The 11,567-nt window shown below is 72.3% G+C and carries 11 protein-coding genes and 1 pseudogene; 7 read left to right on the forward strand and 5 right to left on the reverse strand.

Annotated features, from left to right (window positions below; genetic code table 11):
* Window position 1: 1 nt before the first annotated feature.
* Window positions 2–1,162: an exonuclease SbcCD subunit D gene (locus OO60_RS24930; RefSeq protein WP_003102553.1), complete on the reverse strand. Its 1,161-nt coding sequence runs from the start codon at window positions 1,160–1,162 to the stop codon at window positions 2–4.
* Window positions 1,163–1,208: 46 nt separating this feature from the next.
* Window positions 1,209–2,951 carry an ATP-binding protein gene (locus OO60_RS24935; protein WP_033262177.1) on the reverse strand — a complete coding sequence of 581 codons (1,743 nt, stop codon included), beginning with the start codon at window positions 2,949–2,951 and terminating at the stop codon, window positions 1,209–1,211.
* A 686-nt stretch (window positions 2,952–3,637) separates the two neighbouring features.
* Between OO60_RS24935 and OO60_RS24940 the strand changes: the two genes are divergently transcribed.
* The 3 genes from OO60_RS24940 (at window position 3,638) to OO60_RS24950 (ending at window position 5,851) form a co-directional block, all read left to right on the forward strand.
* On the forward strand, window positions 3,638–4,315 hold the full coding sequence (locus OO60_RS24940; RefSeq protein WP_004559324.1) for an HU family DNA-binding protein: 678 nt from the start codon (window positions 3,638–3,640) through the stop codon (window positions 4,313–4,315).
* Between the two features lie 677 nt (window positions 4,316–4,992).
* Window positions 4,993–5,187, forward strand: coding sequence for a hypothetical protein (locus OO60_RS24945; protein ID WP_004559325.1), 195 nt, complete (start codon window positions 4,993–4,995; stop codon window positions 5,185–5,187).
* A 250-nt stretch (window positions 5,188–5,437) separates the two neighbouring features.
* Entirely contained in the window at window positions 5,438–5,851 is a 414-nt protein-coding gene (locus tag OO60_RS24950) for a histone-like nucleoid-structuring protein Lsr2 (protein ID WP_004559326.1), read from the forward strand.
* A gap of 196 nt (window positions 5,852–6,047) precedes the next feature.
* Here the strand turns inward: OO60_RS24950 and OO60_RS24955 are convergent, their stop codons facing one another.
* The 3 genes from OO60_RS24955 to OO60_RS24965 are packed head-to-tail and all read right to left on the reverse strand — an operon-like array spanning window position 6,048 to window position 9,176.
* Complete coding sequence (locus OO60_RS24955; protein WP_004559327.1) at window positions 6,048–6,647, reverse strand: TetR/AcrR family transcriptional regulator; 600 nt, start codon at window positions 6,645–6,647, stop codon at window positions 6,048–6,050.
* 28 nt (window positions 6,648–6,675) lie between these two features.
* Complete coding sequence (locus OO60_RS24960; RefSeq protein WP_004559328.1) at window positions 6,676–7,728, reverse strand: hypothetical protein; 1,053 nt, start codon at window positions 7,726–7,728, stop codon at window positions 6,676–6,678.
* Window positions 7,725–9,176 carry an NAD(P)/FAD-dependent oxidoreductase gene (locus tag OO60_RS24965; protein WP_004559329.1) on the reverse strand — a complete coding sequence of 484 codons (1,452 nt, stop codon included), beginning with the start codon at window positions 9,174–9,176 and terminating at the stop codon, window positions 7,725–7,727. The genes OO60_RS24960 and OO60_RS24965 overlap by 4 nt, the downstream gene beginning before the upstream one ends.
* A 146-nt stretch (window positions 9,177–9,322) precedes the next feature.
* Here OO60_RS24965 and OO60_RS24970 point away from each other — a divergent pair, with 146 nt between their 5' ends.
* The 4 genes and pseudogenes from OO60_RS24970 to OO60_RS48445 all read left to right on the forward strand — a co-directional run.
* Complete coding sequence (locus OO60_RS24970) at window positions 9,323–9,742, forward strand: DUF6292 family protein (RefSeq protein WP_004559330.1); 420 nt, start codon at window positions 9,323–9,325, stop codon at window positions 9,740–9,742.
* A 9-nt stretch (window positions 9,743–9,751) separates the two neighbouring features.
* Entirely contained in the window at window positions 9,752–10,339 is a 588-nt protein-coding gene (locus OO60_RS44665; RefSeq protein ID WP_004559331.1) for a hypothetical protein, read from the forward strand.
* An 88-nt stretch (window positions 10,340–10,427) separates the two neighbouring features.
* Window positions 10,428–11,192: a sugar phosphate isomerase/epimerase family protein gene (locus tag OO60_RS24980; protein ID WP_004559332.1), complete on the forward strand. Its 765-nt coding sequence runs from the start codon at window positions 10,428–10,430 to the stop codon at window positions 11,190–11,192.
* A 156-nt stretch (window positions 11,193–11,348) separates the two neighbouring features.
* Window positions 11,349–11,516, forward strand: a pseudogene (locus OO60_RS48445) (helix-turn-helix transcriptional regulator); the annotation flags it as partial.
* Window positions 11,517–11,567 lie beyond the last annotated feature (51 nt).

The raw sequence follows: 11,567 nt of genomic DNA on the forward strand, positions 1-11,567 counted from the left end.
GTCATACCCCGCTCGTCTCTTCGTCGTGCAGGCGCGCGAAGAGCGTCTGCACGCGCTTGTCGTCGACCGTCCGCTCTTCGCAGTAGGCCGCGAACAGCTCCCCCGGCGAGCGGTCCGCGACCGCGCGGTCGCCGCCCGACGTCGTCACCGGCGCGGCGAACTCCGGGTCGATGCGGATCTCCAGTGCGTTCGGCAGGGCCTCCTGGATCTCCTCCCGCAGCCCGGCCCTGGTCGCTTCGCGGACGTAGACGCGCAGGTAGTCCTCGCCGAACTCGCCGGCACGGCCGGTCAGTTCCGCCACCGTGCCGTGGACCGTGCGCAGCTTCCGCCCCGCGGTCAGCGGGAGATCGGTGATCTTCGCGGGCGTGGTGGGGCTCACCTCCACCGAGAGCACGACACTGGTGTTGTCCTGCTCGCCGAAGTCGACGGCGAACGGCGAACCGCTGTAGTGCACCGGGCACGCGGCCGGCAGCGACTGGCGCCGGTGCAGGTGGCCGAGCGCGACGTAGTGCGGTTCGGCGCCGAACGCCGTCGCGGGCACGTGGTACTCGAAGATGGACTGCGCCGCGCGTTCCCCGCCGCCCATCGCGCCGCCGGTCACCGTCAGGTGCGCCATGACGAGGTTCACCGCGCCGTCGGTGAACCCGGACTTGAGGTGGTCCAGGATGTCGCGCACCCGCTGGTCGTACTGGCCGACGTTGTCCGCCGGGGTCCCGGTGAGCAGCTCCGCGGCGCGGACCGCGTAGCGCTGCGAAAGGAACGGCAGCACGGCGACGTTGACGCGCTCGCCCGTCGAACGCGCGTCGAACGAGACGACACCGCCGTCGTGGACCGGGCGGGGATCACCGGTGAGCTGGATGCCGGCCGCCTTGAGCAGCGGCCGGTACGCCTCGAAGGTCGCGGCGTGGTCGTGGTTCCCGGCGATGGCGACGACCTCGGCACCGGTTTCGCGCAGCGCCATCAGCGCCCGCACCACGAGTTCCTGCGCGGCCGCCGACGGCGCCGACGTCTCGTAGAGGTCACCGGCGACGAGGATCGCGTCGAACTGCCCGTCCCGCGCGATCCGGACGATCTCGCCGAGCACGGCCCGCTGCTCGTCGAGCCGGTTGCGGCCCTTGAGCGTCTTGCCGATGTGCCAGTCGGAGGTGTGCAGGAACTTCACACTTCGTCCTTCCGTTCGGGTGGTGGGCAGTGGGCTCGCGGCGGGCTCAGAACGGCGGCGGGTCGTCACCGAAGGGGTCGCTGCCGCGCGAAGGGAGGCCGGCGAAGGGATCGCTCTTCTTCGAGCTCGCCGTGGCCGACGGCACCTGCCCGGCCTCGGAAAGCCGCGTGGCCCAGGCCGGGAACGGGAAGCCGACGGCGATCGGCACCGGGATCTCCGGCTGGCTCACGAACATCGTGCCCGGCGTGGCGAGCGTGGCGCGGACCCGCTGGCTGGCCGGGAGAAAGCCGTACTCGGGCCGCGAGGCCTCGGCGGCGTCGAGGCGCCCGACGATCCGCACCGAGCTGTTGCTGACGATCCGGCGCTCGACCTCGCTGGCGGTCTGCTGCGCGCCGATCAGGATGACGCCGAGGGAGCGCCCGCGTTCGGCGATGTCCAGCAGCACCTCCTTGATCGGGCTGCTGCCTTCCCGCGGCGCGTACTTGTTCAGCTCGTCCAGCATGGTGAACAGCAGGCCGCCGGGGCCGGCCGCCTCCTTGCGCGCGGTCTCGGCCGCGAGCGTCACGCCGACGACGAACCGCTGCGCGCGCTCGACGAGGTTGTGGATGTCCACGACGGTCACCTGCTGGTTCTCCGTGGACAGCTTGCGGGCCGGGTGGTCGGCGAGGTCGCCGCGGATGAGGCCGTTGAGCGCGCGCTGGCTCGAGCGCAGGCGGCGGATGAAGGCGTTGACCGTGCCCGCCCCGGTGACCGCACCCGCCCAGCTCGCGCGGGTTTCCTCGTCGGTGACGCGCTCGCAGATGAGGTCGATGAGCTCGGCGTAGGTGCGGCACAGGACGCCGTCGACGTTCGCGGCGCCGTCCTTGCCGGCCGGGGTGCTGTCGAGGCGCAGGCGGTTCGCGACCTGGTGGATGACCATCGTGTACTGGTTGCGTTCGTCCTCGGCGTCGGCGAAGACGTACGGCAGCAGGTCCTGGGCGCAGAACTCCGCGATGGTCCACCAGAAGGCGCCGACGCCGGAGGTCCGCCCGGTGACGTAAGGCTTCCCCGTGGTGTCCGACGGCGTGGGCGGCGCGTAGAAGCCGACGGAGGCGAAGGGCTCGGCGGGCAGGCCCAGCTTGAGGTACTCGTCCCGCAGCTTTTCGTCGAGGTGGACGTTCGGGGTGTCGAGGAACAGCAGGTCCTCGCCCTTGACCGAGAAGACGAGGGCCTTGGCGTTGTGGGCGTTCGGCAGGGCGCCGCCGCGGAAGATCGAGTGCAGCAGGAACAACGCGAACGACGTCTTGGTGGCCACGCCGGAGACACCGGAGATGCTGACGTGCGCGCCGCGGGTGCCGTCGAGGAAGTCCATGTTGAGGTAGACGGGTTCGCCGTCCCGGCCCAGCCCGACCGCCACCTGGCGGGTCATGTTGTCGAAGTACAGCGCCTGCGCGCGATCTTCCCCCTTGGCGCGCTCGACGACCGACCCCGGCTTCGGCGGGACGTAGCACTCGGGTTCGACGCGGGTGGTGGCGATCTCGGCGATCTCCTGCACCTGGGCGGGCAGGACCCCGTCGGAGATCAGGAAGACGTCGCTGCCGAAGCTGGCGCCCTCGTGCCGCGCGCTCACCTGCGTCACGACGCCGTACGAGGTGACCTGGCCGAGCCCCGGCAGGTCCCGCCGGGTCACGACGACGTCGTCGAGCTGCAGATAGGCTTCCGGATCGATCGCCACGCAGAACTGCAGCGGCGTCGAGTCCTCGGTGCCGGCCACCCGTCCGACGACGGTGGTGAGCGTCTCCTGGTCCACGGTTCTCCCTGTCGCACCCGGGGGTTCCTCCCGCGGCAGACTAGCCCGGGGGGACGACAGTCCCGCGCCCAACACGGCGTTGCCGCGTGCGGTACCGGAGACGTCACCGCAGGCCACGACTGCGCCGAACGAGTGAGCTCACCCTTCGGGGGCGATCTTTCCGGCACCGCAGGCCCTTCCGGGACCGGCGGGCCCGGTGCGGTGTCGGCACATCCGGCGGCCGGTGCGCCCCCGCGGCGGCGGAGTTCGCTGCCCCGCCGGTCAATCATGCGCGCCGGCGCCCCGCCGGGGCCCGCCGGGCCCCTCGGGAGACCCCGGCCCGGGCGCCGTCCGGGCGGGCCGCGATCCCCGGCCGCTGCGGGGGATCGGGCTCCGGTGGCATCGGCCACACGCCCGGGACGCCCGCACCGGCGTGTCGCGGGAAAAGTTCTCCGGAAGGGCCTCGGGTCCTATATGGACGACCACTGTGGACGGCCCGGGTACCGGGTTTTGCCTGCTCAGGGGCATGACGGCGGTCCGGGCCGCGTTCCGGGCGCCGTCCGGGGGAGGCCCCGGCGGGGGCGGAACCCGCCCCCGTACAAGGAAATATTTCGACCCCCGGTTGGATTTTGTGCGGTATTGGTAATACCGTGTGCAGTGTCGGCCGAGATGGGCCGTGACGAGTAGTTCCACTATGGAGGACTGGAATGACGAACAAGGCCCAGCTGATCGAGGCGCTGTCGGAGCGTCTGGGCGACAAGAAGGTGGCTTCGCAGGCCGTTGACGGTCTGGTCGACATCATCATCCGGACGGTCAACAAGGGCGAAAAGGTCAACATCACCGGCTTCGGGGTGTTCGAGAAGCGCGCTCGCGCCGCTCGTACCGCGCGCAACCCGCGCACTGGTGAGGCCGTGCGGGTGAAGAAGACCAACGTGCCCGCGTTCCGCGCCGGGACCACGTTCAAGGACGTCATCTCCGGCACCAAGAAGCTGCCGAAGGCCACCCCGGTCAAGCGCGCCACCACGGCGACGACCAGCACCCGGGCGACCGCCACCAAGACCGCGGCCGCGTCGGCCCCGGCCAAGGCGACGACGACCCGCACCACCCGCGCGGCGGCGGCCAAGCCGGCCACCACGCGTTCCACGACGACCCGCACCCGCACGGCGGCCGCGAAGCCGGCGGCGAAGGCGACCGCGACCAAGGCGACGGCCACGAAGGCGGCCCCGAAGGCAACGGCGGCCAAGGCCACCACGGCGAAGGCGACGACGACGCGGGCGAAGACGGCGGCCGCCAAGCCGGCCGCCGCCACCAAGACCGCGGCGGCGAAGAAGACCACGGCGGCGAAGGCCCCGGCCAAGCGCACGTCGGCCGCCAAGAAGAAGTAACACCGGCGACCTCAGAAGGGCCCCGCACCTGACTGGTGCGGGGCCCTTCCGGCATTTCGGGCCGGGAGTGGGCGAAGCGCCGGTTCCCGCGCCGGCAAGCGCTGAGGCGGCCCTGGGCGGGGAACACCGGCCGGTGGCGATTTCGGTTCCGGCGGCGCATGGCTTCCACCCTGGCGAGCGATGAGGCCGCCCCTCGCGAGCCACCGCCGGCAAGCACCAACGCGATCCAGCCCACGGCACCAACCCCACCGGACAAGCGCCCCAGGCAGCCCTTGAGCGAGCCAACACCAGCAACCGGCGATGCGTTCCGGCGAGGCGCCTGTTCCCGTCCTGGCGAGCTCTGAGCCGCCCTCGCGAGCCAAACAACAAGCCCCGCCCAGCGCGAGCTCGCCGCCACTCCTCGGCCAGACCGCGAATGCGGCCGCGAGCATTCCCCCACCTGCATTCGCGCCACCAGCTCCGCAACCACCCAGGAACCACCGCCGGCCGCGGTGAACGCCGTTTCCCCGGTCCGGAACCGGTCCCGGTCAGCCGCTCACGCGATCCCCCGCCACCCGGCCGAAGAATTCCCCCGCCCACTCGTTGGGGTGAACGCCGTCCGAATCGGCCCGCCGTGGTTGTCTTCCGCCCCACCGGGGTAGCCGGGGGAAACCCTGTCCGACCGGCAAGGAGTGGCGATGACCGAGAACGAAAACCGGCCCGGCGGTCCCGAAGACGACCTCGCCCGGAGCCGGCAGTCCATCAAAGAGGCCAAAGAAGCCGCCGAGAAGGCCGACCTGGCCGATCCCGCTGAAGGGGACGCCGACGAGGCGCTCGCCACCGATCCGCCCTACCACCACGGCGAGCAGGGCTCCACACCCTCCGGTACCTAGATTCCCGGGCCGCCATTCCGCCGGTATTGCCGCTCCCGGGCGAACCGGGCGGGTGCGGCCTTTCGCCCGGAACGCGGCCGCCGGGCGAGTCCTATCAGGACCCGCTCGGCCGCCGTCCGTTCCGGGTAAGCGGGAGGAAATTGCCGAACCTCTCCTCGGGTGGATACACTCCACCGAAGAACGCCGACCATTGTGCAACTTGTCACATGTCGTGTTCTCCCGGACGCACATCCAGCTGAGGAGCATTCACGTGGCCCAGAAAGTCCTCGTCGAGATCCTGGACGACATCGACGGCAGCACCGCCGCCCAGACCGTTCAGTTCGGCCTCGACGGCGTCACCTACGAAATCGACCTTTCGGACGAGAACGCCACCGCCCTGCGCGACGAACTGGCCCGCTACATCGGGGCCGGCCGGCGCATCGGCGGCCGGAAGGTCCGGGTCGCGACCGGCCAGTCGACCACCACCAGCACCACCGACCGCGAGCGCAACCAGCAGATCCGCGCCTGGGCCAACGCGAACGGCTACGAGGTCTCCGAGCGGGGACGGCTGTCCTCCGAGGTGATCTCCGCCTACGAGGCCGCCCAGGTCGAGGAGACCGAGCCGCCCGCCGCGCCGCCGCGCAAGCGCGCTCCGCGCAAGAAGGTCGCCGCCGCCAAGAAGTAACGCGGTGACCCGCAGTTCACTGGGGAAATCTCACGGCCGCGCGGGCGGCGAGGACTGAACCTCCTCGCCGCCCGCGTCCGGCATTCCGGCGGGACGTGGGCATCGTCACAGATCGCCGTTGTCAGGAATTGTCATCGCATTCGGAGCAGCGTTTCCGGCAAACCACAGCGCGACCGTCCGGACACCGACAGCGAAGCTATCCGCGCAACGCCGGCCCGATCCACCGGCGGACCAGGGCCCGCAGTTCGTCCTCGGTGAGCGGCGGGGTCGACGGGTACTGCAGGAAAGACAGGAACAGCCGCATCAGGACCTCCGCCAGCCCGTCGAGGTCCGCGTCGGTCGTGACGCCGGCGGCCGCCCAGTCGACCGGGACGTTGCGGAGGATCCGCGCGCCGTAGGAAAAGGCCAGCGGGGAGACGACCCCGTCGGTGAAGAAGTCGGCTTCGCCCGCCTGCAGGAGCAGGCCCATGCGCGGGTCACCGGGGATGGTCCGGACCGCGAACACCACCGACTCCACCGCCGCTTCCGCCGCGCTGCCGAACGCGGCCAGGTGGCGTTCCATCCGCCCGGCGAACTCCTCGACCCCCGCCAGTGCCACCGCGCGGAGGATGTCCTTCAGGCCCGGGAAGTAGCGGTAGACGGTCTGGCGCGTGACGCCGGCTTCGGCGGCGACGTCGGAAAGGCTCGTCTTGGCCAGGCCCGCCCGGTCGAGGCACGCCGTCGCGGCTTCAACGATCCGGCGGCGTGCCTGGTCTTCGGTGCCGGGCGGGTTGCCCTGCCATCCGTGGTGCCCCATGCGGTCCATCTTCCCCGAGCCGGCGGGTTCAGCCGGCGGCAGGTGCTTTCCGCGCCAGAGCCAGCAGCAGCCCGGCCGCGGCGAAGCAGGCGAGCGCGTAGAGCCCGCTGCCGACCGGGGTGCCGTCCGGGGTGATGCCGTCGCGGGCGGCGGAGTACCCCGGCAGGGCGCCGATCCAGCACACCAGCAGCCCGCCCAGGTAGGCAGCCGGGTAGTACCGGGCGAACGCGGACCGGGGCTCCGGCCGGGAGAGCCGCAGCACGACCACGCCACCGGCCAGCCAGATCAGCGCCAGTTCGATGCCGAGGATCCAGGCCTTCGCCGTCGTGTGTTCGCCCGCGAGCCCGGACGGGATCCCGGCGACCGCCATGGCCACCGGCGTCAGGACGCCGGCCAGCAGGATCCGCGGCACCAGCGCCCCTCCGCGACACCGTCCGGCCAGGCGCACGACCAGGTACGTCATCGCCGCCATCGAAACCGACGCGAACAGCACCATGCTGGTCATCGGCACCGACGCGAGCGCCGGGTGGTTCACGATCGCGTTGCCCGGGTTCCACGCCCACCACTTCAGCTGCGGGCCGAGCTGGTCGAAGACCTCGTAGAACACCTGGCAGACGAACGCGACGGCCACCGAACCGGTGAGCGCGCCCCGGCGGAAGAGGCCGAGCGAGCGCACGAGCTCGTAGGCGAGCTGGCTGATCACCGGGTAGAACGCCACGATGTAGAGCGGCAGCCGGTCCGCCATGAACTGCACGGTGAACCGGTTGTGGGCGAAGATGAAGCCGTACAGGCGGTCGAGGCCGAACCACTCCGGGAAGTACAGCGGCGGCTCGGTGACGAAGAGGTAGACCAGCGACGCCCACCACAGCGCCAGGTTCACCGGGTCGCCCGCCCGGTACCGGCGGACCGCGTGCACCAGCGCGAACACCGCGCCGCCGACGACGAGCAGCTCCAGCAGCGGCATCGTCCAGTGCGCGAGCTCCCACGGCGGCCGGACCGAAACCACCGCCGAGACGTCGTGGCAGCCGAACCCGAGACCGCGGGTGACGGCTTCGGCGTCCGGCCCGCACCCCGCGGTCATCGCGTGACCGCCGCCGAATAGTCCGTCGACGGCGGTTCCGCACGGGGGTCGAACCCGGAGGGCACCCGCTGCCGGCCCAGCGCCGTGCGGACGCGGTGCCGCAGCAGCCCCGTGAGCACCCGGGGGTTGCGCAGCATCTGCCCGAGCGATTCGTCCAGGTTGAACACCTTGGCGAAGTGCTCGTCGACGACGGCGTCCTCCCGGGCGGCGCCGACGACGAGGCTGAACGCCGGGGCCGACAGCGCCGCGACGATGCGCCGCCGCCACTCGGGCAGCTTTTCGGTGCCTGCCGCGCACGCGTAGCCCTGGTCCCGTGCCATCGCCAGGCTCCACGGGACGCGCAGGAGCTTGCGCTGCGCGGCCAGGAACCGCGCCGAGAACCCCGCGTCGAGCTGTCCGGCGCGGGACAGGTGTTCGCGCAGCAGCAACGCCGAACCCGACGCGGAGCTGATGCCCTGGGCGTAGAAGGGGTTGAACGCGCAGATCGAGTCGCCGACGAAGGCCAGCCGCCGCGGCGGGGTCCGCAGACGGTCGTAGCGCCGCCACTTGTTGCCGGTCGACCGGGTCAGGTGCACCGGCGAGGCGGGCTCGCACCGGTCCATCGCGGCGGCGAACAACGGCGTCCGGACCCGGCGGGCCGTTTCGACGAAGGCGTCGGTGGTGCTGGGCATTTCGAGGCCCCACGACCCCATGCACGCGATGACGCGATTGCCCTCGACCGGGAAGAAGTTGACCAGGTACTCGTGCTCGGCGGGGTGGTCGCCCTTGTCCGGCGTCGGCATGATCACCAGGTGCCGCCACCACCAGGAGGCGGGGCGTTCGGCGGGCAGGTCGTACCAGCGCGAGGTGTAGGTGACCTTGGCGTCGAGCGTCCGCACTTCGGGCTCCGGCCAGCCGGCCGCCACCAGCCAGCCGGCGACCGGGGAGCCGCGGCCCATCGCGTCCACCACGAAGTCGGTGCCGACGTGCTCATCGCCTTCGGCCGCGGTGAACGCGACTCCGGTGATCTCGCCGTCGTGCGTGGTCAGGCCGCGCACCGACGCTCCTTCGCGGACGACGACGTTGCCCAGTTCGCGCACCTTGTCCCGCAGCACCCGCTCGATGAGGATCCGCGAGCCGTAGACCATCGTCATGGCGCTGCGCTTGCGGGCCGACCAGCCCGGCCCGTCGAGGTAGGCCGCGTCCATGGACGGCATCAGCAGCAGGCCGCCGGCGGCGATGAGGTCGTCCTCGAACCCGGGGAACAGCGCGCCGATCGCGCGCCGCCCCGAGTTCAGCAGGAAGTGCGGGTGCTTGCTCTGCGGCACGCCGCGCCGGTGCCCGGCCCCGGCGGGCAGTTCGTCGCGTTCCAGCACCAGCACGTGGTCGAAGTGCGGGGCGAGCGCGCCGGCGGCGCACAGACCGGCGGCACTGCCGCCCAGGACGACGGCGGTCTTGCCGAGCCGCATGCGGACCAACTCCCGTCATTCATACAAAGAGACACTCAATGTATGAATGACAAGGGACGGGTGTCAAGCCCCCCGCTCGCGTCCACAGTGGACGAAGTTTCCCGCCCGTCCCGGCCGGGTAGCCCCGCTGCGACGGGAGGCGGGCCATGACGAACGAATCGGCGGCGGCCGATCCCCTGCGGGCCGTGGCCGCCGAGCTCGGGTTGCAACCGGAGGACACGCGCGCCCGGGCCGGCGACTTCGAGGGCGGCCGCATCCGGTTCGCCGGCCGCGCCGCCGAAGCCGAGCCGAGCGACTACCTGCTGCGCTGGATCCCCGGCGAAGGCTGGCAGCTCGCCGCGGACGACGGCCGGGACGGCGTGGTGCAGGTCGTGGCCACCCTGACGGGCACCCCGCCGCCCGAAGCCGTCGCCGACTTCGTCCTCAACGCCTTGGCCGGACGCGGGGAGCGCTTGGTGCGCCGGTCGGACGAGCCGGGCGCGGAGCCCGTCCCGCCCGGCGAGAAGGACCGGTCGCCCGCACAGCCGGGCGCAAAAGCGTTTCGCCCGGCCGGAAGGCGGCCCTAGCCTGGCGGGATGACCGACTGGTTCCCCTATGAAGAGGACGAGGAGACACCCGGCCTCTCCCCCGGCGAAACCGCCTTTCTCGCCGCGCTCCGGGAGGCGGCAGGCCGCTGGCCGGTCCCGTTCGCCGGCAGCTGGGCCGCGCGCGGGGAAACCGAGCCGTCGCTGCTCGCCGTGGTGTCGCTGATCGATAGCGAGGCCCGGGTCTCGCTGGGCGACTTCGGTGTCCACGTCCTCGGCGACCGGGCACGCGGGGACCTGCTGCACAACCAGCTCTACACCCTGCCGGACGAGCCGACCGGGTTCGCCATCGACGTCACGGGCCCGCCGCAGCAGCTCGCGGCCGAGTGCGCCAAGTGGTTCGAAGCGTTGCTGAGCAAGCCCGTCGTCCACGCGCGCTGGCGGCACGCGGGAGCCGTCTACGCCCAGCTGTGGAGCTTCGGCGACACCGGGGAAGGGCTCGTCCAGAGCTACGACGCCGGTTCGGCTCCCCGGCACCAGGAGGCGGACCTGCAGGCCCGCGGGCACGTCCGGGGCCGGGGCTGGGTCCAGGTCGCGGGCATCGAAGCCGCACCGGACGAGGTCCGCCGGGTGCGCTGACCGGTGCGGAAGAAAGCGCTTTCCGGCTTGTCGCCCGCGGACGACGTCGCCTAGGCTCGCGGAGAAAGCGATTACCCGGAGGAGCCGCGTGCCGACCACCCCGCGAGACCGGATCGGGCTGTGCTCGGTGACGTTCCGGGCGTTGCCCGCCGGCGAGGTGGCCCGGATCGCCGCCGCGGCGGGGCTGCACGTCGTGGAGTGGGGCGCCGACGTCCACGCTCCCCCGCGCCCGGCACCGGCCCTGCGCGAGGTGCGTGCCCGGACCGCCGCCCGGGGGCTGGCGGTCTGCTCCTACGGCTCGTACTGGCGAGCGGGCCACGACGGCACCGAGGAGTTCGACGCCCTCGCCGAGGCCGCGACCGTGCTCGGGGCGCCGCGGATCCGCGTGTGGGCCGGCACCGAAGGCTCCGCGGACGCGGCCCCGGAGTCCCGTTCGCGGGTGACGGCGGCGCTGCGCGAGGCGGCGGCGATCGCCGCCGCCCGGGGACTGTCGGTGGCACTGGAATTCCACTCCGGCACGCTGGCGGACACCCCGGCGGCGGCGCTGCGGCTGCTCGACGACGTCGGCCACGACGCGTTGTCGAGCTACTGGCAGCCACCGGTCGACGCGCCGTCGGAACACGCGCTCGCCGGCCTGGCCACGATGCTGGAACGCGTCAGCGCGGTCCACGTCTTTTCGTGGTGGCCGGGGCAGCACCGCCTCCCCCTGCACGAGCGCGAGCGGCTGTGGCGGCCCGCGCTGGAGCTCGTCGCGGGCCGCCCGGTGGACGTCCTCCTCGAGTTCGTCCCGGACGACGACCCGGCGGTGCTGCCGCGGGAGGCGGAGACGCTGCGGCGCTGGCTCGGGGCCTGAGTCCCCCCGTGGCCGGAGCAATCATGGCCGGTGCGCCGTCCGCGTGACCAGGCCACGCACCGGCAACCTGTGGCCGGCCGGCGGCGTTGCACTGACGGAGCCACCACCGGCCCGGAGCCGCCGGTGGCACGGGCGGAAACCGAGGGGGAGATCGGTGTGGACGATCGGCCGGGCACGACCTTCAAGCGCTTCCGGCACCACGCCGGGCTGACCCAGGAGGCGCTCGCCGAGCGCTCGGGGGTGTCGGTCCGGACGATCCGCGGGCTGGAGACCGGGACACGGCGGAATCCGCAGCGCAGTTCGCTGCAGCAGCTGGCCGACGCGATGGAGCTGTCGGACGGCGACCGCGCCGAGCTGATGGCCGCGGTGCTCGCG

It is taken from the genome of Amycolatopsis vancoresmycina (assembly GCF_000716785.1).
Lineage (GTDB): Bacteria > Actinomycetota > Actinomycetes > Mycobacteriales > Pseudonocardiaceae > Amycolatopsis > Amycolatopsis vancoresmycina.